This window comes from Nonomuraea longicatena (genome assembly GCF_039525605.1).
Classification (GTDB): domain Bacteria; phylum Actinomycetota; class Actinomycetes; order Streptosporangiales; family Streptosporangiaceae; genus Nonomuraea; species Nonomuraea longicatena.
In genome coordinates this window covers 189978-215601 of record NZ_BAAAHQ010000007.1, presented here as the reverse complement: position 1 = coordinate 215601, position 25624 = coordinate 189978, and the positions used below count along the sequence as shown (strand labels likewise).

Below are 25624 nucleotides of genomic sequence, written 5' to 3'. Positions count from 1 at the left end.
GCACCCCTCGGCCCTCGTTGGCCGTCCGGTCGGCGAGGAAGAGGGGTGCACGCATGTCCGTGGCCGAGGCCACGTCCGCGTCCAGGACGGAGCGGAGGACCGCGCTCCTGGTCATCCTGGGCGCGCTGAGCGCCATCGGCCCCCTGGCCATCGACATGTACCTGCCGGCCCTGCCCGCCATCGCGGCCGAGATGGGCTCGGCCGAGGCCCAGGTCCAGCTCACCCTCACGGCCTGTCTCATCGGCGTGTCCGCCGGCCAGGTGCTGGCCGGGCCCCTGAGCGACGTTCGCGGGCGCCGGCTGCCCCTGCTGGTCGGCGTCGGCGGGTTCGCGGTGGCCTCGCTGCTGTGCGCCTTCGCCCCGAACGTCCCCGTGCTCATCGCGATGCGCCTGCTGCAGGGCGTCCTCGGCGGGGCCGCGCTGGTCATCGTCCGCGCGGTCGTCCGCGACCTGTACGACGGGCCCGCCATCGCCCGGATCTTCGCCACCCTCATGCTGGTCAGCGGCCTCGCGCCGATCCTCGCGCCCGTCGCGGGCGCGCAGTTGCTGTCCTTCACGAGCTGGCGCGGCGTCTTCGTCGCCCTCAGCCTGATGGGCCTGCTGCTCCTGGTGCTCGTGGTGCCCGGCGTCAAGGAGACGCTGCCGCCCGAGGCGCGCGACGGCGGCGGGGGGCTGAGCCGTACCGTGCGGACGTTCGGGCGGCTGCTGCGCGACCGCTCGTTCATGGCGCCGACCCTGACCGCCGGGCTGTCCTTCGCGGCGATGTTCGCCTACATCTCCGGCTCGCCGTTCGTGCTCCAGGGCGTGTACGCGGCCACCCCGCAGCAGTACTCCCTCATCTTCGGGCTCAACGCGCTGGGCCTGACCGTTCTCGCCCAGGTGGGCGGGCGGTTGTCGGGGCGGGTGGCGCCGAGGCGGCTCGTCTTCGCCGGTGTGGCGCTGACGCTCGTCGGCGGCGCCGTCCTCCTGACCGCGGTCCTGCTCGGGCTCGGGCTCGCGGCCGTCGTGACGGGCCTGTTCGTCGTCATGTGCGGGCAGGGTCTCGTCCTGCCCGCCACCGGCGCCATGGCCCTCGCGGGCCAGCCGCCCCAGGTGGCGGGCAGTGCCTCCGCGCTGCTCGGGGTGCTGCAGTTCGCGCTCGGCGCGGCCGCCGCCCCGCTGGTGGGCCTGGCGGGCTCCGGTACGGCGCTGCCCATGGTCGCCGTGATGGCGGGCCTGCTCCTTCTCGCCGGCGCGACGTTCACCCTGCTCGGACGTGGTGTTAGGTAAGGCTAACCTGCGTGAGTAATTACATTCTGCGCATTTCGCTGAGCGTTTGAGAACCGGGAAGGAATTACGGCACACTGATGTTGTGAAAACAGGAAGCGAGCCCTGCGCCGCGAGCCGGGCAGAGGGCCGAGGCCTTCCGCGCGGCAGGCGAGAAGTGGGTGAGTGACCAGTGAAGCCCGTGTCCTCAGCGATCGAGCCGGGAAACGAGCGCAGTACTCGCGCGCGTGTGGCCCGGCTTATCCTGGAGCACGGTCCCGTCACGGCCGCCGCGCTGGGCGAACGGCTCGGGCTGACCCCCGCAGCCGTTCGGCGACATCTCGACGCGTTGCTGGCCGACGGGATGATCGAGCCCCGCACCGCGCGCCCGCGCGGCCAGCGCGGGAGAGGGCGACCGGCCAAGCTGTTCGCCATCACCGACGCGGGGCGCAGTGCTTTCGAGCACGCCTATGACGATCTCGCCGGGAGCGCGCTGCGCTTCCTGGCCGAGCGCATGGGCGCGGAAGCCGTGACCGAGTTCGCCCGCTCACAGGTCGAAGGCCTGCTGCGGCGGATCGAGCCGGTCATGCGGACAGTGCCGGAGGATCAGCGCGTCAACGTGCTGGCCCAGGCGCTGTCGGCGGAGGGTTACGCCGCCTCGGCCACCAAGGCCAAGTCCGGCGGCGACCAGCTCTGCCAGCACCACTGCCCGGTGGCGCACGCGGCCGCGGAGTTCCCGCAGCTGTGTGAGGCCGAGACGGAGGCGTTCGCGCAGCTTCTCGGCGCACCCGTGCAGCGCCTGGCCACCATCGCACACGGCGACGGGGTCTGCACCACGCACGTCAGCCCCGTTCGGATAAGAGAGAGCAAGGAGACCGGAAGGTGACTGTCACCGACCGCCCGGAGCTGGAAGGCCTCGGAAACTACAAGTTCGGCTGGGCCGACCCCGATGCTGCGGGCGCCGCGGCCAAGCGCGGCCTGTCCGAGAAGGTCGTCCGCGACATCTCCGGGCTGAAGAACGAGCCGGAATGGATGCTCGACCTGCGCCTGAAGGGCCTCCGCCTGTTCGACAGGAAGCCGCTGCCCACCTGGGGCTCCGACCTCACCGGCATCGACTTCGACAACATCAAGTATTTCGTCCGCTCCACCGAGAAGCAGGCGACCTCCTGGGACGAGCTCCCCGCCGACATCAAGAACACCTACGACAAGCTTGGCATCCCCGAAGCCGAGAAGCAGCGCCTCATCGCGGGCGTCGCGGCCCAGTACGAGTCGGAGGTCGTCTACCACAAGATCCGTGAGGACCTTGAGGAGAAGGGCGTCATCTTCGTCGACACCGACACGGGCCTGCGCGAGCACGAGGAACTGTTCAAGGAGTACTTCGGCTCGGTCATTCCGGTCGGCGACAACAAGTTCGCCGCGCTCAACACCTCCGTGTGGTCCGGCGGCTCCTTCATCTACGTGCCGCCGAACGTCCAGGTCGAGATCCCGCTGCAGGCCTACTTCCGGATCAACACCGAGAACATGGGCCAGTTCGAGCGCACCCTGATCATCGTGGACGAGAACTCCTACGTCCACTACGTCGAGGGCTGCACCGCGCCGATCTACTCCAGCGACTCGCTCCACTCCGCGGTCGTCGAGATCGTCGTGAAGAAGAACGCCCGCTGCCGTTACACGACCATCCAGAACTGGTCGAACAACGTCTACAACCTGGTCACCAAGCGCGCCGTCGCCTACGAGGGCGCGACCATGGAGTGGATCGACGGCAACATCGGCTCCAAGGTCACGATGAAGTACCCCGCCGTCTACCTCATGGGCGAGCACGCCAAGGGCGAGACCCTGTCGGTCGCCTTCGCCGGCGAGGGCCAGCACCAGGACGCCGGGTCCAAGATGGTCCACCTGGCGCCCCACACCTCCTCCAGCGTCATCTCCAAGTCGGTGGCGCGCGGCGGCGGCCGCACCTCCTACCGGGGCTTGGTCCAGATCGAGGAGGGCGCCCACGGCAGCGCCAGCACCGTCAAGTGCGACGCGCTCCTGGTCGACCAGATCAGCCGCTCCGACACCTACCCCTACGTCGACGTCCGCGAGGACGACGTCTCGATGGGCCACGAGGCCACGGTCTCCAAGGTCAGCGAGGACCAGCTGTTCTACCTCATGAGCCGAGGGCTCGACGAGGACGAGGCGATGGCGATGATCGTGCGCGGCTTCGTCGAGCCGATCGCCCGCGAACTCCCCATGGAGTACGCCCTCGAACTGAACCGCCTGATCGAGCTGCAGATGGAAGGAGCCGTCGGCTGATGGGCCTGAACGAGAAGCCCCTGTCGACCCTGCACGAGAAGTCCTCCTACGAACTGGAGGACTTCGAGGTGCCGACGGGCCGCGAGGAAGCCTGGCGGTTCACGCCGCTGTCGCGGCTGAAGGGCCTGCACAACGGCAAGGCCGCCGCCGTCGGCCAGGTCGTCACCCAGGTGCGCGCGCCCGAGGGCGTACGCAGCGAGTGGGTCGGCCGCGACGACGAGCGCATCGGCAGGGCCTACACCCCGGCCGACCGCGTCAGCGCCCAGGCCTACAACGGGTTCGAGAAGGCCCTGGTCGTCACCGTCCCCCAGGAGGCCGTCCCCGACGGCGCCGTCTCCATCGAGATCAAGGGAGGCGGCGGCGAAGGCGCGGCCTACGGCCACATCGTGGTCGTCGTCGAGCCGATGGCCGAGGCCGTCGTGGTCGTCGAGCACACCGGCTCGGCCGTCTACGCCGACAACATCGAGTTCGTCGTCGGCGACGGCGCCACGCTCAAGGTCGTCAGCCTGCAGGACTGGTCCGCCGACACCGTGCACGTCTCCCACCATCACGCCCAGCTCAGCAAGGACGCGACCTTCCGCAGCTTCGTGGTCACCCTCGGCGGCGACCTCGTCCGCCTGTCGCCCAGCGTCTCCTACACCGGCCCCGGCGGCGACGCCGACCTGTCCGGTGTGTACTTCGCCGACGCCGGGCAGCACCTGGAGCACCGCCTGCTGGTCGACCACTCCGAGCCCAGCTGCAAGAGCAACGTCGACTACCGGGGCGCTCTGCAGGGCGAGGCCGCGCACGCCGTCTGGATCGGCGACGTGATCATCCGGGTCGCGGCGGAGGGCACCGACACCTACGAGCTCAACCGCAACCTCATCCTCACCGACGGCGCCCGCGCCGACTCGGTCCCCAACCTGGAGATCCTCACCGGCGAGGTCGCCGGAGCCGGCCACGCCTCCACCTCCGGCCGCCTCGACGACGAGCACCTGTTCTACCTCCAGGCCAGGGGCATCCCCTTCGACGAGGCCCGCCGCCTGGTCATCAGGGGCTTCCTCGGCCAGCTCATCGAGAAGATCGAGGTCGAGGAGATCCGCGAGCGCGTGCTGACCGCCGTGGAAGCGGAGCTCGCCCGGTGAGCACATTCGAGAAGGTGTGCCGTGTGGCCGACATCCCCGACGGCGGGGTGCTCGGCACCGAGGTCGGAGAGACCCCGGTCGCGCTCGTGCGCAAGGGCACGGAGGTCTACGCCCTGCACGACGTGTGCTCCCACGCCGAAGTGAAGCTCAGCGAGGGCGAGGTCTACGACGACACCCTCGAATGCTGGCTGCACGGCTCGTGCTTCGACATCCGCAGCGGCAAGCCCACCGGCCCGCCCGCCACCAAGCCCGTGAACGTCTACACAGTCAAGATCGATGGCGATGACGTGCTCGTCTCGCTCTCGAAGGAGTCATAGTGAGCACTCTCGAAATCCGTGACCTGAAGGTCGCCGTCGAGGACAAGGAGATCCTTCGCGGCGTCAACCTCACCGTGAAGGCCGGTCAGACCCACGCCATCATGGGCCCCAACGGCTCGGGCAAGTCGACGCTCGCCTACGCGATCGCCGGTCACCCGAAGTACACCATCACCGGCGGCCAGGTGCTGCTCGACGGCGTCGACCTGCTGGAGCTGTCGGTCGACGAGCGCGCCCGCGCCGGGCTGTTCCTGGCGATGCAGTACCCCGTCGAGGTGCCCGGCGTCAGCGTCTCCAACTTCCTGCGCTCGGCCGTCACCGCCATCCGGGGCGAGGCCCCCAAGCTGCGCGAGTTCGCCAAGGACCTCAAGTCCGGCATGGACGCCCTGTCCATCGACGCCGCCTTCGCCCAGCGCAACCTGAACGAGGGCTTCTCCGGCGGTGAGAAGAAGCGCCACGAGATCCTCCAGCTCGAACTCCTCAAGCCGAAGATCGCCGTGCTCGACGAGACCGACTCCGGCCTCGACGTCGACGCGCTGCGCGTGGTCTCCGAGGGCATCAACCGCTTCCGCGCCACCGGCGAGACCGGCGTGCTGCTCATCACCCACTACACCCGCATCCTGCGCTACGTGAAGCCCGACTTCGTGCACGTCTTCGCGGGCGGGCGCATCGTCGAGGAGGGCGGCCCCGAACTGGCCGACAAGCTCGAAGCCGAGGGTTACGTGGCCTACACGAAGGCTGCCGTCTAATGTCGAGCGCGTTCGACGTGGAGAGGATCAGGAAGGACTTCCCTGTCCTCTCCCGCGAGCTGCCCGGGGGCAGGCCGCTGGTCTACCTCGACTCGGGCAACTCCTCCCAGAAGCCCGTGCAGGTCGTCGAGACCATGCGCGAGCACCTGGCGATGCACTACGGCAACGTCGGGCGGGCCATGCACGTCCTCGGAACGGAGTCCACCCAGGCGTTCGAGGACGCGCGTGACAAGGTCGCGGCCTTCGTCGGCGCGCCCTCGCGCGATGAGATCGTCTTCACCAAGAACGCCTCCGAGGCCCTCAACCTCGTCGCCTACTCCTTCGGCAACCGCACGAACGAGGACCCGCGCTTCACCCTGGGGCCCGGCGACGAGATCGTGATCTCCGAGATGGAGCACCACTCCAACATCGTGCCGTGGCAGATGCTGGCCCAGCGCACCGGCGCGACGCTGAAGTGGTTCGGCGTCACCGACGAGGGCAGGCTCGACCTGTCCGGCGAGGTCGTCACCGAGCGGACGAAGATCGTCTCGATCGCCCACCAGTCCAACGTGCTCGGCACCGTCAACCCGGTCGCCGAGGTGCTGCGCCGCGCCCGTGAGGCCGGCGCGCTGGTCATGCTCGACGCCTCCCAGTCCGTCCCGCACCACCCCGTGGACGTGGCCGCGCTCGGCGCCGACTTCGTCGCCTTCACCGGGCACAAGATGGTCGGCCCGTCCGGCATCGGAGTGCTGTGGGCCCGCGGCGAACTCCTGGAGGCCATGCCGCCCTTCCTCGGCGGCGGCGAGATGATCGAGGCGGTCTGGATGGACCGCTCGACCTACGCCCCCTACCCCCACAAGTTCGAGGCGGGCACGCCGCCGATCGTCGAGGCCATCGGGCTCGGCGCGGCGGTCGACTACCTCTCCTCTGTGGGCATGGAGGCGATCGAGGCGCACGAGCACGAGCTCACCGCCTACGCGCTCGACGCGCTGGCGACCGTACCGTCGCTGCGGCTCATCGGGCCCGCCACCACGGTCGAGCGGGGCGGTACCCTGTCGTTCACGCTTTCGGGCATCCACCCGCACGACGTCGGGCAGATCCTCGACGACGAGTTCGGCATCGCGGTCCGGGTGGGGCACCACTGCGCGCGGCCGTTGCACCTGCGGTTCGGAATACCCGCCACCACGCGGGCGTCGTTCTACCTGTACAACACCACGGGCGAGATCGACGCCCTGGTACGCGGCCTGCATCACGTCCAGAAGGTGTTCGCATAGTCATGATCGGCGAGTCGATGTACCAGGAGTTGATCCTGGAGCACTACAAGCACCCGCAGGGGCGCGGACTACGCGAGCCCTACGACGCCGAGGTCCACCATGTGAACCCGACCTGCGGCGACGAGATCACGCTCCGGGTCAGGCTCGGCGAGGGCGGCAGGGTCGAGGACGTGTCGTACGAGGGGCAGGGCTGCTCCATCAGCCAGGCCGCCGCGTCGGTGCTGTACGAACTGGCCACCGGCCACGAGGTCGCGCAGACCCTGTCGGTGGTCGACGAGTTCACCCGGCTCATGCAGGGCAGGGGCCAGGTGGAGGCCGACGAGGACGTCCTCGGCGACGCCGTCGCCTTCGCCGGGGTGGCGAAGTTCCCCGCGCGCGTGAAGTGCGCGCTGCTGTCCTGGATGGCTTACAAGGACGCTGTGGTGAGGAGTGCTGAGCAATGAGCAAGCCCGTGGAGACCCCGACGCAGGGGTACGACGGAGAGGTCACGGCCGAGGAGGTCATGGAGGCCCTCAAGGACGTCGTCGACCCCGAACTCGGCATCAACGTCGTCGATCTCGGCCTCATCTACGGCCTGAACCTCGACCCGGCCGAGGGCGAGCGCCCGGTCGCCACCATCGACATGACGCTCACCAGCGCGGCCTGCCCGCTCACCGACGTCATCGAGGACCAGGCGCACTCGGCGCTCGACGGCATGGTCTCCGACGTGAAGATCAACTGGGTGTGGCTGCCGCCGTGGGGCCCTGACAAGATCTCTGACGAGGGGCGCGAACAGCTCCGTATGCTAGGCTTCAACGTCTGACCTGAACGCTGTCGGCTGACGCACCCAGTGTCAGCCGATTCAGCATGCCGATGTGGGAATATCACCACCCCCTTCCGCGTTGGCCACACGTGCACCTGACGCCTCATCGCGCGTCTCCCGCCGCCTGCGCCGGCACCCGGTGCGCGTGATCGCCGCCTTCATCAAGGCGCCCGAGGTACCTCCCGCACAGGTGCGGCGCACCCGCACGTCCCGGCTCGTCCTTTCGCAGAAGTGACGCGCCACTTCGACCGAAAGGCACGATCTTCGTGACCACGCTTGACATCACCCTGCCCGAAACCGGCCCGGAGCCGGGTCCGTCCGAGTTCGAGCTGCTGGGCCTGCCCGCGCCACTCGTCAACGGCCTGGCCCGTCAGGGCATCAACGCCCCCTTCCCCATCCAGAGCGCGACCATCCCCGACGTGCTCGCCGGCAACGACGTCCTCGGCCGTGGCCAGACCGGCTCCGGCAAGACGCTCGCCTTCGGCCTGCCCACCATGGCCCGCATCGCCGGCGTCAAGCCCACGCCCAAGCACCCGCGCGCGATGATCCTCGTTCCCACCCGCGAGCTCGCCCTCCAGGTGCACGACGCCATCGAGCCGCTCGGCCGCGGCCTCGGCCTGCGCATGAAGGTCGTCGTCGGCGGCATGTCCATGGGCAAGCAGGTCGAGGCACTGCGGCGCGGCATCGACGTCGTCATCGCCACCCCGGGCCGCCTCGGCGACCTCATCCGGCAGGGTGAGTGCTCGCTGTCGCAGGTCGAGGTGAGCGTCCTCGACGAGGCCGACCACATGTGCGACCTCGGCTTCTTCCCCGTCGTCACCGACCTGCTCGCGCAGACCCCCGGGGACGGGCAGCGGCTGCTGTTCTCCGCCACGCTCGACGGCGACGTCGACAAGCTCGTCCAGAAGTTCCTCAAGAACCCGATCACGCACTCCGTGGCGCCCGCGACCTCACCGGTCGACACCATGGAGCACCACGTGATGCAGGTGACGCGCGACGACAAGTTCGACGTCGCAGCCGAGATCGCCAACCGCGAGGGCCGCACGATCATCTTCGTGCGCACCCAGCACGGCGTCGACCGCCTGTGCCGCCAGCTCGCCCGCGTCGGCGTCAAGTCCGGCGGCCTGCACGGCGGCAAGCGGCAGAACCAGCGCACGCGCATCCTGTCGGAGTTCCGCGAGGGCTCGGTCAACGTACTCGTCTGCACCGACGTGGCCGCCCGGGGCATCCACGTGGACGGCATCAGCCTGGTCCTCCACCTCGACCCGCCGCAGGACCACAAGAGCTACCTGCACCGGGGCGGCCGCACCGCCCGCGCGGGCGAGAAGGGCACCGTCGTCACCCTGGTGCTGCCCAACGAGCGCCGCTCCACCGACCAGCTCACCCGGCGGGCGGGCATCCACCCGTTCCGGCTGAAGGCCGTTCCCGGCAACGAGCGCCTGATCGAGGTCACCGGGGCCCGTACGCCGAGCGGCGAGTCGATTCCCGTGTGGGAGCCGGACGTGCGCAAGCCGCTGCGTCCCCGCCGCGAGGGCGGTCACGGCGGCTCGGACCGCCGCAACAACCGCCGCCGCCGCGACTTCGACGGAGAGGGCGAGCGCAGGCCGCGCCGCCACGATTTCGACGGGGACGCCGACCGCAGGCCGCGCCGCCACCATGACGGCGAGCCCAGGACGTTCGGCGAGGAGCGCTCCGGCGGCTTCCGCCCGGGCGGGCGTGACGGTGGTCGCGATGGCGGCCGTGACGGTGCGCCCGGTCGCGAGTTCGGCTCCCGGGACGGCTCACGCGACAACTTCGGCGGCCGTGACGGCGGCCGTCAGAGCCGCGACGGCTTCCGCCCGGGTGACCGGAGCGGGTCCGGCGGCCGTGACGGCTTCCGCGGCGAGCGGGGTTCGTTCAGGGGCGAGGACCGGGGCTCCTTCCGCAACGGTGAGCGCGGCTCCTACCGTGACGACCGTGGCTCGCGTCCGGGCGAGGACCGAGGCGGGTTCCGCTCCGGTGAGCGCGGCGTCCGCGGCGACGGCGACCGGGGTCGCGGTTTCTCGGGTGAGCGGCGTCCGTTCTCCGGCGAGGGCCGCTCCTTCTCCGGCTCCGGCGAAGGCCGTCCGTTCTCCGGTGAGGGTCGTTCCGTCTCCGGTGAGCGCGGCGAGCGCGGCAGGCCGTTCTCCGCCGAGCGGGGCGCCCACCGTTCCGACGACCGTCCGCGCCACCGCGCCGACGACCGCCCCCGGGGCGGCTACCGCTCGGACGACCGTCCGCGCGACGGCTTCCGCTCCGGCGAGCGCGGCGGTTTTCGCGGCCGGGACGGCGGCGCCCGCCGCTACGGCCGCTGACGCAGTCCGCTGATCACGCCCGTCGTGTCCCGTCCGGGGACGCGGCGGGCTGTCGCGTTCTCCGGCGGCCTGCGAACCGGGCTGTCTCGTGTCGTGGACGTGGCACCGCCCGGGCCCCCATCCCGACTAGGCTGGACCCGCATATCCAGCCGACACAGACGAGAGATCATGAAGACCTTTGAAGAGCTGTTCGCCGAGCTGTCAGACAAGGCGCGTACCCGGCCTGAGGGCTCGGGCACCGTGGCCGCGCTCGACGCCGGCGTCCATGCCATCGGCAAGAAGGTCGTCGAGGAGGCGGCGGAGTCCTGGATGGCCGCCGAGCACGAGTCGGCCGACCGCGCCGCCGAAGAGATCTCTCAGCTGCTGTACCACGTGCAGGTGCTGATGATCGCCCGAGGCATCGGGCTGGACGAGGTATACAAGCACCTGTAAGGGGACATCGAGATGATCAGGCTAGCCGTACCGAACAAGGGCGCGCTGAGTGAGGCCGCCCAGATCATGCTCAAGGAGGCCGGATACCGGCCCCGCAGGGACAGCAAGGAACTCGTGGTCGTCGACCCCGACAGCTCCTGCGAACTGTTCTTCCTGCGTCCGCGCGACATCGCCGTGTACGTCGGAGAGGGCACCCTCGACGCCGGTATCACCGGCCGCGACATGCTCATCGACTCCGGCGCCGCCGTCGAGGAGGTGATGCCGCTCGGCTTCGGCGGCTCCACCTTCCGCCTGGCGGCCAAGGCGGACACGATGAGCGACGTGCGCGACCTCGACGGGCTGCGCATCGCCACGTCGTACGCCGGGCTGCTGGAGAAGTACCTGTCCGACAGCGGCGTCGACGCCCGCGTCATCAAGCTCGACGGCGCCGTCGAGACCGCCATCAGGCTCGGTGTCGCCGACGCGGTCGCCGACGTGGTGGAGACCGGCACCACCTTGCGCAACGTGGGCCTGGAGGTGTTCGGCGAACCCATCATGCGCTCGGAGGCCGTACTCATCAGGCGGCAGGGCCCGGCGGAGGACGTGCCCGGCCTCGACCAGCTCGTCCGCCGCCTCCAGGGCGTGATCCACGCCCGCGACTTCGTGATGATGGACTACGACATCCGCGCCGAGCGGATAGAGGAGGCCATCGCGCTCACGCCGGGCATGGAGGGGCCGACGGTCTCGCCGCTGCACCGCGAGGGCTGGGTGGCGGTCCGGGCGATGGTCCGGCGCAAGGGCCACCAGCACGTGATGGACCAGTTGTGGGACATCGGCGCCCGCGCCATCCTGGTCACCGACATCTACGCTTGCAGGCTATAGCCGCTGGGGTGTATAGCCCGAGATCATCGTCACCGTGCGCGATCACGAATACACCCGTCGTCATCTGATGATGAACAGTTTCGTCGTGCTGGGCGCCGCCGCGGTCTCCGGCGGGGCGTTCGCCGGAGGCGTGGCCCTCGGCCGTTCCGACCTGTCGCCCCCTGAGGAGGCACGTCCGGGCACGGCGGAGGAGGCGTGGTCGGCGCTGATGCGCGGAAACCGGCGCTGGGCGGCGGGCCGGGGCCGCCACCCGCACCAGAGCGCCTCGCACCGGCGCGCGGTCGCGGTCCGGCAGGCTCCGTTCGCGGTGGTGCTCACCTGCATCGACTCGCGGGTCTCGCCCGAGGTCGTCTTCGACGTCGGGGTGGGCGACCTGCTCGTGGTGCGCACCGCCGCGCACACGATCGACCCGCTCGTACGGGGAGCCGTCGAGTACGGCCCCGCCGACCTGCGCGCCCCGCTGGTGGTCGTCCTCGGCCACCGGCGCTGCGGAGCCGTCACGCACGCCGCCGACGCCCTCCGGGAGGGGCGGCGGCTGCCCGGCGACCTCCAGCGCATCGTCGAGGCGCTGCGGCCGGTCTATTCGAGCGACGTCGAGCAGATGATCCGCGCCCACACCGGCGCGACGGTGGCCAGGCTGCGCGCCGATCCGCTGCTGCGCGGGCGGGCACAGGTGCTCGGCGCCCTGTACGACCTCGCCAGCGGTCAGGTCGCCAGATTGACCTGACCCGCTTCGACCTGACCCGCGAGCGCCGGGCCGCCGGGCTCGCCTGGTTCGCCGAACCCGGGCTTCTCAGTGCCGGGCGGCCCCTGTTCGCGGCACACCGGGTTCCCCGGCGATCCGGCTGAGGCGCCGGTGGGGCACGCCCTACGCGAGCGCGGCCACCGCCCGGATCGCCTTGTCCACCTCCTCGGGGGTGTTGAGGATCGTGGTGCCGAAGCGCAGCAGCGACTCCCGGTAGGGCGTCGTACTGGCGATGATCCGATGCTCCAGCCGGAGCCGTCCCACCGCCTCGATGGGCTGCATCCCGTCGATCGACAGGCACACGAGCCCGGCCGACAGGGCGGGCGAGGCCGGGGTGGCCAGCCTGACGTGCCTCAGTTCGGCCAGCCCGCTCTTCAGCCGGGCGGCGAGTGCCTGGATGCGGGCGTGGACCCGGTCCATGCCGATCGCACCGATGAAGGAGAAGGCCCGGTCGAGCGCCCACCGGTGCTCGAACGCCTTGTAACCGCCGGGTGTGTGATAGGCGCCGTCGATCGGATGCTCGGAGGAGCCGAAGAAGAAGTGGTCGAAGCTGACCTGCCCGAAACTGGTGATCAGCGGTACGACCGCGTCCCACCGCCGTCCCCACAGGATGCCGGTGCCGCGCGGGCCGAACAGCCACTTGTGGGTACCGGTGGCGAGGAAGTCGCAGCCGAGTTCGCCGACGCCCGCCGCGACCGCGCCGAACCCGTGGACGGCGTCCACGCACAGCAGCGCCCGGTCCGCCTCGGCGCGGCCCCGGTTGGCCTCGGCGACGACCGAGGCCATCTCCCTGATCGGCAACCGGACCCCGGTGCTGGAGTGCACCCAGGTCACGGCGACGACCCGGGTGCGGGGGCGCAGGGCCCGGCGTAAGCGGGCGGTGATCTGCTCGACGGAGGCGGTGGCCGGGTCGTCGTAGAGGCGGATCCGGCGCGCGGTGGCGCCGTCGCGCTCGGTGCGCAGCCGGAGGGCCTCGTGCGTGGCGAGGAAGTCGTGCTCGGTGGTCAGCACCTCCTGGCCGGGGCGCAGCCTGAGCCCGCCGTACAGCACTCCGAGGCCCATGGTGGTGCTGTCGGTCAGCGCCACGTCCTCGGGACGGCCGCCGAGCAGACGCGCGGCCGCCGTGCGGGCGGCGAGGTCGGGGTCGGGTTCGGGGTAGTAGTGGGGGTCGGCGTCCAGGCGGTCGCGGTGCGCGCGGATCGCCTTCCTGACCGGTGCGGGGTGCCTGGCCAGCACGAAGGCGGCCAGATCGGCGGTGTCGCGAGGCAGGACGAACTGGGCGCGTACCGAGGCCCAGTCAGCGGGGTCGAAGGGCGGTTCGGGGGCGGTCGTGGCGTGGGACGGGCTGGCTTGAGCGCCGACTCCGGCTAGCAGTCCGGCGCTGAGCAGGGCCCGCCTGTTCAGCGACTGGTTCACGTCTTCCTGCATACCGCGAACGGCCGCTGCTGCCCAGCACCTTCAAGATTTCGCGAAATTTCGTATCAAATCCGACACACGGACGATGCCGAGGCAGCGGTTGAGCTCGTCCGTCACCACCAGGTCGTCGTACACGCGGTCCGGATCGCGCCCCGCCAGCCGCATCGCCGCCACCGCGGCGGTCGTCTTCGGGACCGTGCGCGGCGGGTCGGCCAGGCGCCTGGCGGGTTTCCTGCCGTGCAGCGCGTGGCCGTACCTCGCCGCGATCGCCAGCAGGAACCGGCTGCGGTCCAGGCTGCCGCGCGGCCGCCGGTACTCGTCCACGAGGATCACGCTGGTGATCGACGGTTCGTGCCCGAACGCCTCGACCACCTGCTCCGCACTGGCCTGCTCCGGCAGCGTCACGGCGGGCAGCAGCAACTCGTGCACCCTCGGGCCGATCGCGAACGACTCGGGGGCCTCGCCCTCGGCCGGAAGCGGCACCCTGACCCTGCCGTCCGGGCCGGGCGCGAGCAGCGGGCCGTGCGCGAGCCCGGCGCCGCACCGCCGCGCCGCGTCGAGTTCCGCCTCCGTCTCCACGGCCGGTGCGAGCAGGCGGGCGCCGAGACCGCGCGCGAGCGTCGCGGCCGCGCGGGCCACCGCCACGCTTCTGTGGTCGCGCGGCAGCCGCCCGACCAGCTCGGGCTCCAGAGTCAGCAGGTACGGCGCCGCCTGCGCGGCCACCTCGAACGGCACCCCTCCGGAGCCGCTGAAGGCCAGCAGGTAGCCATGGGCCCGCAGGCCGTCGAGCCCCGCCTTGAGCACCGGGTGCTCGGCGTCGGAGCAGGCGCCGTCCAGGGTGAGCACGACCTCGCGCGGGTGCCGCCCGGCCCGGCGCAGCGCCTCGTGCAGCGGGGCCAGCGCGCCCGCACCGCTCAGGACGACCCGGACGGGCAGGTCGAGCAGCAGCGGCAGCGGCCCCGGCGGAATGGCGCCGACGGCGTGCACGGCGATGACCGACCCCGTGTCGAGGTCCACCACAGGGGCTGTGAACTGGCGAGACACCTCACCAGCATGCTCCCGCCCCACCACCGGTCATAAGTCGCAGAAGCCGATGTTCACCCATATTTCCAGTTCTGTTCCTCGGGTACCTTCGCAGCCACGTCCTCAGTCACCTCCGTCCCTCACCTCCACAGCCACCGCTCACCGTGGTCCCGCTGAGACGAACGGAGGTTCGGAGGGCCCGTACCTGGCCGGCCCCGGGTCCTGACGCTGGCGCACGTCCCTCGCCGCCACCGGTGGATCCGGTTGGCACGTGCTCGGCCGACGCCGGGGGGATAGCCTTCCCGCATGAGCGCACGACCGGCCAAAGGCGGCGGCCGCTGGGTGGAGGTCGCCCCTGAGCGTGTCCACCGCTGGGTGGACGGCTTCGCGGGCCGCCACGGCCCCTTCGCGGCCGCCGGAGACGCCGCGACCGTCACGCTCACGGCCGAGGACGGCGCGGTGGCGGTCCTGCACGCCCCGTTCCCGCCGCTGCCGCCCGGACCCCCGTACCTGTCGAGGCTGGTCGCCCACGCCCGCGCCGACCGCCGGGTCGGCGTGATCCTCGTACGGCAGGGCGGGTACGCCGCAGGCGTCTTCCACGGCGGTGACCTGGTCGCCTCGAAGGTCGGCTCCCGGCTGGTCCAGGGACGTACGGCGGCGGGCGGCTGGTCGCAGCGGCGTTTCGCCAGACGGCGGGCCCAGCAGGCGGACCAGGCGTTCGACGCGGCGGCGGAGACGGCCCTGCGCGTGCTCGGCCCGCACGCGGGCGAACTCGACGCGGTCGTCCTGGGCGGCGACCGCAGAGCCGTCGACGCCCTGCGCGAGGACCGGCGCCTGGCCCCGCTGCTGGCTCTGGAGACCGAGCCGTTCCTGGTGGTCCCCGACCCCAGGCTCGCGGTCCTCAAGACCGCGCCGGGACTCTACCGCGCCGTCCGCGTCCACATCCGCGACCCCGCACCCGACCTCGCGCCTGGGGCGTCTGTCTCCGAAGCGTCCAACGTTGTGCCCGAGGTGCCCGACTCCAGCAGGTCTGAAGCGCCCGACCCTGCGTCCGGGGCCGCTGACCCCGCGTCTGCGGCGTCCGACCCTCGCAGGACCTGAACGCCTGACTCCGGCGGGCACTCCGGCGGGCACTCCGGCGGGCACTCCGGCGGGCACTCCGGCGAGCGCTGAGCGGACGGCTTGTGGGCCCCGCGTCGAGGGGAGGGGTCTGCGGGGCGTGGGGGACTGGTGGCGTCGTTCCCCCTGGAAGCCGGGTGAGGGCCCCTGAAGTGCGGGATCGAGGCGGCTGGGGCGCCTGCGGCGCGAGGGCCGGAAGCGGTCCGCGAGCGCGGACGAACCAGGAGACGGGCCCGTACACTGATCGGTATGCACAGCTCCGATTGAGCGGCGCCCCCATGCCCGCGGCCCCTTGACGTCCCCATTCCTAGCCGGAGTGTGCCCTTCACCATGATCATAGCCACTGATATCGAGCTGCGCGCAGGCGCGCGTCTGCTGATCGAGAACGCCACGTTCCGCGTCAACCCAGGCGACAAGATCGGCCTCGTCGGCCGCAACGGAGCCGGGAAGACCACTTTGACCAAGGTGCTGGCGGGCGAGGGCCTCCCCGCCGCTGGCACCGTGACCGCCAAGGGCAGCATCGGCTACCTGCCGCAGGATCCGCGCACCGGCGACCTCCAGGTGCTCGCGCGCGACCGCATCCTGTCGGCGCGCGGCCTCGACGAGGTCCTGCGCAAGCTGCGCCAGGCCGAGATCGGCATGTCCTCCGCCGACGAGAAGACCCGGGAGAAGAACGTCCGGCGCTACGGGCGCCTGGAGGACCAGATGCACGTCCTGGGCGGCTACGCGGCAGAGGCGGAGGCGGCCTCGATCGCCTCCAGCCTCGGCCTGCCGGACCGCGTGCTCAAGCAGCCGCTGGAAACGTTGTCAGGCGGCCAGCGCAGGCGCGTTGAATTGGCGCGCATTCTTTTCAGCGGTGCGGAAACTCTCCTTCTGGACGAGCCGACAAACCACCTTGATGCCGACTCAATCGGGTGGCTTCGTGATTTTTTGCGATCGCATCAGGGCGGGTTGGTGATCATCAGTCACGACGTCGGCCTTCTTGAAGCGACGGTCAACAAGGTCCTCCACCTGGACGCCAACCGCTCGGTCATCGACCACTACAACGTGGGGTGGAAGTCCTACCTGGCCCAGCGCGAGACCGACGAGAAGCGCCGCAAGCGCGAGCGCGCCAACGCCGAGAAGCAGGCCGGAGCGCTGCTCGCGCAGGCCGACAAGATGCGCGCCAAGGCCACCAAGGCCAAGGCGGCGCAGGACATGATGCGCCGTGCGGGCCGCCTCCTGGCCGGCACCGAGGAGGAGCGCCAGAGCGACCGGGTCGCCAGACTGCGCTTCCCCGACCCGGCCCCGTGCGGCCGTACCCCGCTCCAGGCCAGCGAACTGTCCAAGTCGTACGGCTCGCTGGAGGTCTTCACCGACGTCGACGTCGCCATCGACCGAGGTCACAGGGTCGTCATCCTCGGCCTCAACGGCGCGGGCAAGACCACGCTGCTGCGGATCCTCGGCGGCGTCGAGGCGCCGGACACCGGAGAGTTGCGCCCGGGACACGGCCTCAAGATCGGCTACTACGCCCAGGAGCACGAGACCCTCGACGGCGACCGCACGATCCTGGAGAACATGCGCTCGGCCGGAGGCGGGTTCACGGACACCGAGCTGAGGAAAGTCCTCGGATCTTTCCTGTTCACGGGCGACGACGTCGACAAGCCCGCGGGGGTGCTGTCAGGCGGGGAGAAAACTCGGCTGGCCCTTGCCCTGCTGGTGTTGTCGAGCGCCAACGTCCTGCTCCTCGACGAGCCCACTAACAACCTCGACCCGGTCAGCAGGGAGCAAGTCCTCAGCGCTTTGCGCTCGTATTCAGGAGCTATCGTCCTCGTGACCCACGACGAGGGTGCCGTAGACGCTCTTTCACCGGATAGGGTGATCTTGCTACCGGACGGAACTGAAGACGCGTGGAGCGACGAATTTTCCGATCTTGTGGCACTCGCCTGATCTTAATTTGAGTGGGTACGGATCTTTTCCCATGGAGTAGGTAGCCGATCCCGCTCAAATGACTGATCATGGCGGTGTAACGCTGCGGAAGTCTGGCACTACAGGAGGTACTCGTGGCCGAGACTCTGAAGAAAGGCACCCGGGTGACCGGGGCCGACCGCGACAAGCTGGCCGGTGATCTCAAGAAGCGGTACGCCGCAGGAGAGAGCATCCGCGCCCTGGCCGCATCCACCGGCCGGTCGTACGGGTTCATCCACCGCATCCTGAGCGAGTCCGGTGTGACTCTGCGCGGGCGCGGAGGGGCCACCCGAGGCAAGTCGAAGCGCTAAGGCCGCCTCGGAACGCGCGACCGCAGCCGCACGTCTCCAGTCAGCCGGCCGTCGCGCCCGAGACAGAACAACGTTCTGTAAACTCGGGCGCGACGGTACAGCGAACGGAGCGGGCGATGGCGGAAGCGGAGGCGCCTGAACGGCGCGGGGGAGGTACGGAGGAGATCGCCTTCGAAGAGGCGGGCCTCCGGTACGAGGTGGACGGTGAGATAGCCACGATCACGTTGAACCGGCCCGGCAAGCGCAACGCGCAGACGTTCGCGACCTGGTCGGCCCTGGCCGGCATCGGTGAGAACCTGCCGGAGCGGGTGCGTGTCGTCGTGGTGAAAGGTGAGGGACCGTCCTTCTCGGCAGGCATCGACCTGCGGATGTTCACCCCGGAGGGGGTGCCAGGTCAGGGCTCGTTCGGCTCTGTCGCCCGGCAGGACTCAGACTCGCTCGACAGGCGGATCGAACAGGCGCAGCAGGGTTTCCTCTGGCTTCGCCGTCCGGAGATCGTCTCGATCGCGGCCGTGCAGGGTCACGCGATCGGCGCCGGATTCCAGCTCGCGCTCGCCTGCGATCTTCGGATCGTGGCAGACGACGTCAGGTTCTGCATGAAGGAGCCCGCACTGGGTCTGGTTCCCGACCTGACCGGCACCAAGCCGCTGGTCGAGCTGGTGGGCCTGGCCAAGGCGATCGACCTGTGCCTGACCGCGAGGGTCGTCGAGGCCCAGGAGGCGTACCGGATCGGGCTGGCCGAGCAGGTCGTCGCGCCCGCCGAACTGGCGCGGGCGGCACACGACAAGGCCGCGCAGCTGCTGTCGACCAACAGGGATGCGGCCGTGGCCACCAAACGTCTCCTCCAGGGAGCGCGCCTGCGCACCCTGGAGGAGCAGAGCGCCGCGGAGCGCACGGAGCAGGCCGCGAGGCTCAGGGCGTTGTTCGCCGGGAGCTGAGCGGGAATCATCAGCGCCCCCGCGGGTGCTGTAGCCAGACGATGACGATGATGGGTGGCGGGTTCGGCCCGCAGGTGATGCGGACGCTGCGCCGCGACGAGTCGGTCATGAAGCAGCGGCTCCGGCCGGGCACGGTGCGGCGGATCGCCGCGTACGCCGCGCCCCACCGGCGGCAGATCACGTTCTTCCTGCTGCTGGTGGTGCTGGGCGCGGTCATCGTGGTGGCCAACCCGTTGCTGATGAAGGCGATCATCGACGACGGCATCCTGCCCAAGCGGCCCACCGTCGTCGTCGGCCTGGCGGTGGCGATCGCCGCGCTGGCGCTGCTGGACGCCGGGCTCACGCTGGCGCAGCGGTGGTTCTCCGCGCGCATCGGCGAGGGCCTCATCTACGACCTGCGCACGGAGGTCTTCGACCACGTGCAGCGCATGCCGGTGGCCTTCTTCATGCGCGCGCAGACCGGCGCCCTGGTCTCCCGGCTCAACACCGACGTCATCGGCGCACAGCGGGCGCTGACCAGCACGTTGTCGTCCGTCGTGTCCAACGTGATCAGCCTGGTGCTCGTCCTCGGCGCGATGATCGCCCTGTCGTGGCAGGTCACACTGGTGGCACTGGTGCTGTTGCCGATCTTCGTGGTGCCCGCCAAATGGGTGGGCCGCCGCATGTCCGCGCTGACCCGCGAGCAGATGCGGCTCGACGCCGAGATGAGCTCGGTGATGACCGAGCGCTTCAACGTCGCGGGCGCGATGGTCGCCAAACTGTACGGCCGCCCTGAGGAGGAGACCGAGCACTTCGGCTCCCGCGCCGCCCGGGTGCGCGACGTGGGCATCGTCACCAGCATGTACGGCACCGTCTTCCGCGTCGCCCTCGGCCTGGTCGCGGCGCTGGCCACCGCCCTCGTCTACGGCATCGGCGGCGTCCTCGCCACCGAGGGCGTCTTCGAACTCGGCACCCTGGTCGCCCTGACCGCGCTGCTCATGCGCCTGTACGGCCCGCTCACCTCGCTGTCCAACGTGCACGTGGACGTGATGACCGCGCTGGTCAGCTTCGACCGCGTCTTCGAGGTGCTCGACCTCAAGCCCATGGTGGCCGAGCGTCCCGGCGCCCGCCCGGTGCCGGACGGGCCGGTCACGATCGAGTTCGACGACGTCGGCTTCCGCTACCCGGCGGCGGAGGAGGTCTCGCTGGCCTCTCTGGAGTCGGTGGCCAGGCAGGACACCGGTCCCTCCCACCCCGTGCTCAAGGGCGTGTCGTTCACAGCCGCCCCGGGGCGGCTGGTCGCGCTGGTCGGCCCCTCCGGCGCCGGCAAGACCACCATCGCCTCCCTGGTCTCCCGGCTGTACGACGCCGACACGGGCGCGGTCCGCGTCAACGGGCTCGACGTCCGCGAGGCCCGCCACGCCTCGCTGCGCGACACCATCGGGGTCGTCATGCAGGACCCCCACCTGTTCCACGACACGATCGGTGCCAATCTCCGCTACGCCAGGCCGGAGGCGGACGAGGAGGAGATCTGGGCGGCGCTGCGGGCCGCGCGCATCGCCGATGTGGTCGAGGCGCTGCCCGAGCGACTCGACACGGTCGTCGGCGACCGGGGTTACCGCCTGTCCGGCGGGGAGAAGCAGCGCCTGGCGCTGGCCCGGCTGCTGCTGAAGGCGCCGCGTGTGGTGGTCCTCGACGAGGCCACCGCCCACCTCGACTCCGAGTCCGAGGCCGCGGTCCAGCAGGCGCTGAAGACCGCCCTGGCCGGGCGCACCTCGCTGGTGATCGCCCACCGCCTGTCGACGATCAGGGAGGCCGACGAGATCCTCGTCGTCCAGGACGGCCGTATCGCCGAGCGGGGCCGCCACGAGGAACTGCTGGCGCGCGGCGGGCTCTACGCGGAGCTGTACCGCACCCAGTTCAGCTCGACAGATAGCCCAGCCGCGTGAGCTCCTCGCGGGCCACCTTCTCGACCAGGGCGCGGTCGGGGGCCCGCAGCCCGATCCGCCACGAGCCGACCTGCGGCAGCCGCCTGCCGTACAACGCGACCCGGGAGATCCGCGTCTCCAGGAACTCGGACAGCGCGGCGACGGTGTCGGCGGGTTTGCGCACCAGGTCCTCGTAGCGCAGCGTCAGCAACTGCTCCTCCGGCACCTCCCGCCGCAGTCCGGCGCTCAGCCGTACGGCGCTGCGCCAGCGCAGCGCCGACTTGCCCGCCGGGGGCAGGTCCTTCCAGCGCTCGCGGTGCTCGTCGCGGTTGAGGCCGAGGAAGGCGTTGGGGAACTCGGTGCCCTCGCTCAGCATCACCGGCTTGAACCACGCCAGGCACGCCGGGTCGGCGAGCATGTCGACGACCACGTCGCGGCCGTCGCGCAGCAGCTGCACGAACCTGGCGTCGGGGAAGGCCTGCCTGAGTACGGGCGCTGCGTAGAGCAGGTCGGGGCTGGCGTCGCCGAACCTGGTCACCGAGGCGGTGGCCACGCACGGCCCGAGCCCGGTCACGCCGCCCGCCTCCCGGCAGGGGGCGGCGCACTGGCCGCAGGAGCCGTGCAGCACCTGCCACGACTCGGCGAGCGCGTCGCGCAGCACCCGGGAGGCTCCGGAGCCCTCGGCTATGGAGGGCCTGCGGGCGAAGGCGTACACCACGTGCGCCACGCTCGCGCGGCCCATCGTCACATGGAAGCCGGGCGAGCGCTTCAGCACGCGGCCCACCAGATCCGCGCCGGAGTGCGGTGCTCCCAGCAGGAAGACCGGCCTGCGGACCTTGATGCCGTTGACCACGAGGATGTGGGGCGGAAGTCGCATACGGCATCCAAGTGTGACACCGTTTCCAGGGTGAAAGTGACCGTACTCACCGGGGCCGGAATCTCCACCGACTCCGGCATTCCCGACTTCCGAGGCCCGCAGGGCGTGTGGACGAAGGATCCCGCCGCGCAGCGGCGGGTCACGATCGGCGACTACACGGCCGACCCGGAGGTGCGGCGGCAGGCGTGGATCGACCGGCGCGAGCACGCCGCCTGGACGGCCGAGCCCAACGCGGGCCACGCGGCGCTGGCCGAACTGGAGCGGGCCGGACTGCTGCGGGCGCTGGTCACCCAGAACATCGACGGCCTGCACGTGCGGGCGGGCAACTCGGCCGCCAAGGTCGTCGAGCTGCACGGCACGATCCACCATGCGGTCTGCCTCGCGTGCGAGCTGCGCACGCCGATGCGCGAGGTCCTCGATCGGGTCGAGGCGGGGGAGTCCGACCCGCCGTGCCCGCGCTGCGGCGGTATCCAGAAGGCCGACACGATCTCCTTCGGCCAGTCGCTGCGGCCCGCCGTCCTGCAGGCCGCGCTCGACGCCGCCCACGACTGCGACCTGTTCGTCGCGATCGGCACCTCGCTGACCGTGCAGCCCGCCGCCGGGCTCTGCGGCGAGGCGCTGGCGGCGGGTGCCACTCTGCTGATCATGAACGCGGAGCCGACGCCGTACGACGGGCAGGCCCACCGGGTCGTCTCGGAGCCCATCGGGTCGGCCCTGCCCGCGCTGGTGAAGGAACTCGTCGATGCGGCCGGGTGAGCGGGTGGCGATCGTCTCGCCGTCCGGTCCGGCCGACCCCGCCCGGCTGCGCAGGGGCGCCGCCCGTCTCGCTGCGCTCGGCGCCGACGTCGTCGTCGGCGAGCACGCCCTGGACCGCGCGGGCCTGCCCTACCTGGCGGGCGGCGACGCCGCCCGCGCCGCCGACCTGCAGGCCGCCTGGTGCGACCCGGCCGTGACCACGGTCTTCTGCTCCCGGGGCGGGTACGGCGCCGCCCGCCTGCTCGACCTGCTCGACTGGGACGCGATGCGTGCGGCCGACCGCAAGACGCTGGTCGGATCCAGCGACATCACCGCCCTGCACCACGTCTTCGGCCTGGAACTGGGCGTGCCGACCCTGCACGGCCCGATGCCCGCCTGCGACGTCCTCGCCGGCGAGGACGGGCCGGAGCCCGCGACGTGGGAGCACCTGCTGGCCGCCTTCACCGGCCCCCCTCCGCCGATCGGCGGCACGGCGGTGCTGTCGCCCGGCCGGGTGAAGGCGCCGGTCGTGGGCGGCAACCTGTCGATCCTGGCGTCGATGTGCGGCACCCGCTGGCCGCCCGCCTTCGCCGGGAAGATCGTCTTCCTTGAGGACATCGGGGAGGCGCCGTACCGGATCGACCGAATGCTGACCCAGTTGTTGCACTCCGGAGCCTTCGACGGGGTGCTCGGGGTGGCGCTCGGATCATGGGAGGGCTGCGGCGACCCGCTGCCGGTTCTTCAAGACAGGTTGCTGCCGCTCGGAGTCCCCGTGCTGGCCGGGCTTGCCGTCGGTCACGGCAGCCCGCAGCTGAGCCTTTGGCTTGGTGCGCTTGGTGCTATCGATACCGAATCGTGCTCCCTGGCTGGTCGGTTCCACGGCGCGCACGCGGCAAGGTAAGAGGACGCAAGGGGGACGAATCTGACAGGAAAGGGCAGAGCGCGTGAAATTCTTCAGGCGTGAGCCGCCCCATCGGCCGCCCGGGGACGTCGACCTCGATTCGCTGCTGGCCCTCGTCGCAGACTCGCGCGGTTACAGCTGCTCCTTCGCGCCCGACGGCGCCAGCCTGACCCTGGGCGGCGGCAGGCAGATCGTCGTCCGCCTCAAGGGCCTGCGTCGTGAGGCCGGGCGCCGGGCCAGGGAGGACTGGCCGATGCTGGTCTCCGAGCACCTCGCCAACGCGGTCGCCGCGGCCGGTGACCGCCTGGACGTCTGCGACCTCGACCAGGTCGGGGGCCTGCTGCGGACCCGGGTGGAGGCGGTCGACGACGTGCCGGACCTGACCCGGGTGGTGGGCCGCCACCTCAACGGCGACCTGGTCGAGCTCCTCACGGTCGCCGCGCGCCCGGTGCGGCCGGAGGAGGCGGGCTGCTGGCCGCTGCCGAGCGGGCAGGCGCTGGAACGGGCCACCCGCAACGTCCGCGAGCACGAGCGGCTGGCGGCCGAGCCGATGGACCTCGCGGGGACCCCGGTGATCCGGCTGAGCGGGCCGAGCCCGTCGGCCGCGACCCATCTGCGCTGGCTGGGCGCCTATCTGCCGCTGCCCTCCGACGGCGTCCTCGTCGCGCTGCCCGACGCCCGGACCCTGGTGGTGCACCCGGTGGAGGGCATCGGCGTGGTCCGCGCGATCGAGCGCCTGCGGCTGTTCGCGGCGCGCGAGGACGGGCTGAGCGACCAGGTCTACTGGTGGCACGGGGGTCGTCTGACGCACCTGCGGGCCGACATCGTGCTGCACGACGGCCAGGCCCGGCTGGTGGTGTCGCCTCCGGCGGAGTTCGCGCAGGTCTTGGCCCGCCTGGCCGTCTGAGTCCCACGGGTGCCCGTCGGTGTGACGGCACACGGTTATTACCTTAATTTCCTACCAAATGTGTGGGATAGTCGGCTTGTGAGCCACGAGCGGACCATCACCCCGTTGAACGCGGCCATCCTGGCCGGACGCTGGATCCGGACCGCCGGAGTGTCCTCGGGCCTCGGGCGGCACTGGCGGGCCAACCCCGACCGTCGCGGCAGATCGGCCTTCACCGCCTCGGACCCCGCCTCGTTGTACGCGGGCGCCGCCGGAATCGTGCCGTTCTTCCTTGAACTGGCCGCCGCCTCCGGACACGAAGCCTATCTCGACGAGGCCAGGCGGGGCGGCCGGTTCCTGGCCGCGACCTGGCGCGAGCAGCCTGACCTGACCCTCCACCACGGCATCACCGGGACGCTGTTCGCCCTGACCGAGGCCGGCTGGGAGCTGCCGGAGGAGGGCTTCGAGGAGGAGGCGCGGGCCGTCGCCGACCGGGTGGCCGCGAGCGCGCGGGTCTTCGCCGACGGGCCCGGCTGGACGGGCGACCCGGCCCAGCGCGGCGACGGCGGCATCATCCTCGGCCTGCTGCGCGCCGCCACCATGCTCGGCGTCCCCCGCTACGAGGAACTCGCGCTGGAGGCGGGCGAGCGGGTGGCGCGGCTGGCCGTCCCAGGACACCGCTTCGGCGACTGCCCGGGGATCCCCTCGGACGCGGTCGCCCCCGGCTTCCTCATGGGCACGTCGGGGACCGCGTTCCTGCTCGCTCGCCTGTACGGCGTGTCCGGCGAGACGGCCTTCCTTGAGGCCGCGCGGCGCGGTGCCGGGTTCGTCCGCTCGGTGGCCACCGTCGCCGACCGGTGCGCCTACGTGCCCCACCACCTGCCCCAGGGCAGAGGGCTGCACTACCTCGGCTACTGCTCCGGCTCCGCCGGGGCCGCCCGGATGTTCTACGAGCTGTACCGGGTCGCGGGCGACCCCGCCGACCTCGACTGGGTGGAGCGGCTCGCGCACGGGGTGATCGCCAGCGGGGTGCCGTACCGGCAGAGCGCCGGGCTGTGGAACACCGCCTGCCAGTGCTGCGGGCTGGCGGGCCTGCTGGAGCTGTTCGTCGGGCTGTGGTCGGTCACCGGGCGCGAGCCGTACCGGGAGTATGCGCGGGCGCTGGCCGAGCACCTGATCGGCCGCGCCCACCGGGACGCCGCCGGGCTGCGCTGGTACCAGGCCTACCGGCGGCTGCGGCCGGGAGAGGTGAGCGCGGACACCGGCTATCTGCTCGGCGCGGCCGGGATCGGCGCCGCGCTGCTGCACCTCGACGCCGCCGAGCAGGAGGGCGAGGTGCGCCGCACTCTGCTCCTGCCCGACAATCCGTTCCCCGCCATCCCCTCGCCCGCGTTCCTGCGTTGACAATTAAC

Annotated in this window: 25 protein-coding genes; 22 read left to right on the top strand and 3 right to left on the bottom strand. The window is 71.2% G+C overall.

Annotated features, from left to right (window positions below; translation table 11 throughout):
- Positions 1-53: 53 nt before the first annotated feature.
- The 13 genes from ABD120_RS08900 to ABD120_RS08840 all read left to right on the top strand — a co-directional run bounded on the left by ABD120_RS08900 (position 54) and on the right by ABD120_RS08840 (position 12134).
- Positions 54-1268: a multidrug effflux MFS transporter gene (locus ABD120_RS08900; RefSeq protein WP_343949252.1), complete on the top strand. Its 1215-nt coding sequence runs from the start codon at positions 54-56 to the stop codon at positions 1266-1268.
- Between the two features lie 169 nt (positions 1269-1437).
- Positions 1438-2130 carry a helix-turn-helix transcriptional regulator gene (locus ABD120_RS08895; RefSeq protein WP_343949251.1) on the top strand — a complete coding sequence of 231 codons (693 nt, stop codon included), beginning with the start codon at positions 1438-1440 and terminating at the stop codon, positions 2128-2130.
- Positions 2127-3539 (top strand): Fe-S cluster assembly protein SufB, encoded by a 1413-nt coding sequence (gene sufB, locus ABD120_RS08890; RefSeq protein ID WP_343949250.1) that lies wholly within the window; start codon positions 2127-2129, stop codon positions 3537-3539. Before ABD120_RS08895 ends, sufB begins: the two co-directional genes overlap by 4 nt.
- Positions 3539-4663, top strand: coding sequence for a Fe-S cluster assembly protein SufD (sufD, locus tag ABD120_RS08885; protein WP_343949249.1), 1125 nt, complete (start codon positions 3539-3541; stop codon positions 4661-4663). The genes sufB and sufD overlap by 1 nt, the downstream gene beginning before the upstream one ends.
- Complete coding sequence (locus ABD120_RS08880) at positions 4660-4980, top strand: non-heme iron oxygenase ferredoxin subunit (protein WP_343949248.1); 321 nt, start codon at positions 4660-4662, stop codon at positions 4978-4980. The genes sufD and ABD120_RS08880 overlap by 4 nt, the downstream gene beginning before the upstream one ends.
- Positions 4980-5726 carry a Fe-S cluster assembly ATPase SufC gene (sufC, locus tag ABD120_RS08875; RefSeq protein WP_343949247.1) on the top strand — a complete coding sequence of 249 codons (747 nt, stop codon included), beginning with the start codon at positions 4980-4982 and terminating at the stop codon, positions 5724-5726. Before ABD120_RS08880 ends, sufC begins: the two co-directional genes overlap by 1 nt.
- Positions 5726-6979, top strand: coding sequence for a cysteine desulfurase (locus tag ABD120_RS08870; protein ID WP_343949246.1), 1254 nt, complete (start codon positions 5726-5728; stop codon positions 6977-6979). The genes sufC and ABD120_RS08870 overlap by 1 nt, the downstream gene beginning before the upstream one ends.
- 2 nt (positions 6980-6981) lie before the next feature.
- Positions 6982-7422, top strand: coding sequence for a Fe-S cluster assembly sulfur transfer protein SufU (gene sufU, locus ABD120_RS08865; RefSeq protein WP_343949245.1), 441 nt, complete (start codon positions 6982-6984; stop codon positions 7420-7422).
- Positions 7419-7781: a metal-sulfur cluster assembly factor gene (locus tag ABD120_RS08860; protein WP_343949244.1), complete on the top strand. Its 363-nt coding sequence runs from the start codon at positions 7419-7421 to the stop codon at positions 7779-7781. The genes sufU and ABD120_RS08860 overlap by 4 nt, the downstream gene beginning before the upstream one ends.
- Before the next feature lie 266 nt (positions 7782-8047).
- Positions 8048-10114 (top strand): DEAD/DEAH box helicase, encoded by a 2067-nt coding sequence (locus ABD120_RS08855; RefSeq protein ID WP_343949243.1) that lies wholly within the window; start codon positions 8048-8050, stop codon positions 10112-10114.
- Positions 10115-10282: 168 nt separating this feature from the next.
- On the top strand, positions 10283-10546 hold the full coding sequence (locus ABD120_RS08850) for a phosphoribosyl-ATP diphosphatase (RefSeq protein ID WP_343949242.1): 264 nt from the start codon (positions 10283-10285) through the stop codon (positions 10544-10546).
- Positions 10547-10558: 12 nt separating this feature from the next.
- Positions 10559-11407, top strand: coding sequence for an ATP phosphoribosyltransferase (hisG, locus tag ABD120_RS08845; protein WP_343949241.1), 849 nt, complete (start codon positions 10559-10561; stop codon positions 11405-11407).
- 34 nt (positions 11408-11441) lie between these two features.
- Positions 11442-12134 (top strand): carbonic anhydrase, encoded by a 693-nt coding sequence (locus ABD120_RS08840; protein ID WP_343949240.1) that lies wholly within the window; start codon positions 11442-11444, stop codon positions 12132-12134.
- A gap of 141 nt (positions 12135-12275) precedes the next feature.
- Here the strand turns inward: ABD120_RS08840 and ABD120_RS08835 are convergent, their stop codons facing one another.
- Positions 12276-13568, bottom strand: a complete 1293-nt coding sequence (locus ABD120_RS08835; RefSeq protein ID WP_343949239.1) for an aminotransferase class V-fold PLP-dependent enzyme — start codon at positions 13566-13568, stop codon at positions 12276-12278.
- A gap of 42 nt (positions 13569-13610) precedes the next feature.
- Entirely contained in the window at positions 13611-14612 is a 1002-nt protein-coding gene (locus ABD120_RS08830) for an EAL domain-containing protein (protein ID WP_343949238.1), read from the bottom strand.
- Positions 14613-14897: 285 nt separating this feature from the next.
- On the opposite strand from ABD120_RS08830, the gene ABD120_RS08825 reads away from it, so the two are divergent.
- The 5 genes from ABD120_RS08825 (at position 14898) to ABD120_RS08805 (ending at position 20834) form a co-directional block, all read left to right on the top strand.
- Complete coding sequence (locus tag ABD120_RS08825; protein WP_343949237.1) at positions 14898-15692, top strand: acVLRF1 family peptidyl-tRNA hydrolase; 795 nt, start codon at positions 14898-14900, stop codon at positions 15690-15692.
- 348 nt (positions 15693-16040) lie between these two features.
- Positions 16041-17639 carry an ABC-F family ATP-binding cassette domain-containing protein gene (locus tag ABD120_RS08820; protein ID WP_343949236.1) on the top strand — a complete coding sequence of 533 codons (1599 nt, stop codon included), beginning with the start codon at positions 16041-16043 and terminating at the stop codon, positions 17637-17639.
- Between the two features lie 113 nt (positions 17640-17752).
- Positions 17753-17968: a helix-turn-helix domain-containing protein gene (locus ABD120_RS08815; protein WP_157247547.1), complete on the top strand. Its 216-nt coding sequence runs from the start codon at positions 17753-17755 to the stop codon at positions 17966-17968.
- A gap of 116 nt (positions 17969-18084) precedes the next feature.
- Positions 18085-18906 carry an enoyl-CoA hydratase/isomerase family protein gene (locus ABD120_RS08810; RefSeq protein ID WP_343949235.1) on the top strand — a complete coding sequence of 274 codons (822 nt, stop codon included), beginning with the start codon at positions 18085-18087 and terminating at the stop codon, positions 18904-18906.
- Between the two features lie 41 nt (positions 18907-18947).
- Positions 18948-20834: an ABC transporter ATP-binding protein gene (locus tag ABD120_RS08805; RefSeq protein WP_343949234.1), complete on the top strand. Its 1887-nt coding sequence runs from the start codon at positions 18948-18950 to the stop codon at positions 20832-20834.
- Here the strand turns inward: ABD120_RS08805 and ABD120_RS08800 are convergent.
- The gene (locus ABD120_RS08800) at positions 20806-21690 is read right to left on the bottom strand and encodes a sulfotransferase family protein (protein ID WP_343949233.1); all 885 of its coding nucleotides are present in this window, start codon (positions 21688-21690) and stop codon (positions 20806-20808) included. The two genes, ABD120_RS08805 and ABD120_RS08800, sit on opposite strands and share 29 nt — an antisense overlap.
- Before the next feature lie 30 nt (positions 21691-21720).
- Between ABD120_RS08800 and ABD120_RS08795 the strand changes: the two genes are divergently transcribed.
- The 4 genes from ABD120_RS08795 (at position 21721) to ABD120_RS08780 (ending at position 25616) form a co-directional block, all read left to right on the top strand.
- Positions 21721-22446 (top strand): SIR2 family NAD-dependent protein deacylase, encoded by a 726-nt coding sequence (locus ABD120_RS08795; RefSeq protein ID WP_343949232.1) that lies wholly within the window; start codon positions 21721-21723, stop codon positions 22444-22446.
- On the top strand, positions 22433-23326 hold the full coding sequence (locus ABD120_RS08790) for a S66 peptidase family protein (protein WP_343949231.1): 894 nt from the start codon (positions 22433-22435) through the stop codon (positions 23324-23326). The genes ABD120_RS08795 and ABD120_RS08790 overlap by 14 nt, the downstream gene beginning before the upstream one ends.
- A 43-nt stretch (positions 23327-23369) precedes the next feature.
- Entirely contained in the window at positions 23370-24233 is an 864-nt protein-coding gene (locus tag ABD120_RS08785; RefSeq protein ID WP_343949230.1) for a hypothetical protein, read from the top strand.
- A 78-nt stretch (positions 24234-24311) separates the two neighbouring features.
- Positions 24312-25616 (top strand): lanthionine synthetase LanC family protein, encoded by a 1305-nt coding sequence (locus tag ABD120_RS08780; RefSeq protein WP_343949229.1) that lies wholly within the window; start codon positions 24312-24314, stop codon positions 25614-25616.
- Positions 25617-25624: the final 8 nt, after the last annotated feature.

Excerpts from the sequence above, each read along its gene's own strand:
- ABD120_RS08800 (WP_343949233.1), bottom strand. The coding sequence starts at position 21,690 with ATGCGACTTCCGCCCCACATCCTCGTGGTCAACGGCATCAAGGTCCGC.
- ABD120_RS08870 (WP_343949246.1), top strand. The coding sequence starts at position 5,726 with ATGTCGAGCGCGTTCGACGTGGAGAGGATCAGGAAGGACTTCCCTGTC.
- ABD120_RS08810 (WP_343949235.1), top strand. The coding sequence starts at position 18,085 with ATGGCGGAAGCGGAGGCGCCTGAACGGCGCGGGGGAGGTACGGAGGAG.
- ABD120_RS08805 (WP_343949234.1), top strand. The coding sequence starts at position 18,948 with ATGACGATGATGGGTGGCGGGTTCGGCCCGCAGGTGATGCGGACGCTG.
- ABD120_RS08860 (WP_343949244.1), top strand. The coding sequence starts at position 7,419 with ATGAGCAAGCCCGTGGAGACCCCGACGCAGGGGTACGACGGAGAGGTC.
- ABD120_RS08850 (WP_343949242.1), top strand. The coding sequence starts at position 10,283 with ATGAAGACCTTTGAAGAGCTGTTCGCCGAGCTGTCAGACAAGGCGCGT.
- hisG (WP_343949241.1), top strand. The coding sequence starts at position 10,559 with ATGATCAGGCTAGCCGTACCGAACAAGGGCGCGCTGAGTGAGGCCGCC.
- sufD (WP_343949249.1), top strand. The coding sequence starts at position 3,539 with ATGGGCCTGAACGAGAAGCCCCTGTCGACCCTGCACGAGAAGTCCTCC.
- ABD120_RS08790 (WP_343949231.1), top strand. The coding sequence starts at position 22,433 with ATGCGGCCGGGTGAGCGGGTGGCGATCGTCTCGCCGTCCGGTCCGGCC.
- sufU (WP_343949245.1), top strand. The coding sequence starts at position 6,982 with ATGATCGGCGAGTCGATGTACCAGGAGTTGATCCTGGAGCACTACAAG.
- ABD120_RS08825 (WP_343949237.1), top strand. The coding sequence starts at position 14,898 with ATGAGCGCACGACCGGCCAAAGGCGGCGGCCGCTGGGTGGAGGTCGCC.
- ABD120_RS08820 (WP_343949236.1), top strand. The coding sequence starts at position 16,041 with ATGATCATAGCCACTGATATCGAGCTGCGCGCAGGCGCGCGTCTGCTG.
- ABD120_RS08900 (WP_343949252.1), top strand. The coding sequence starts at position 54 with ATGTCCGTGGCCGAGGCCACGTCCGCGTCCAGGACGGAGCGGAGGACC.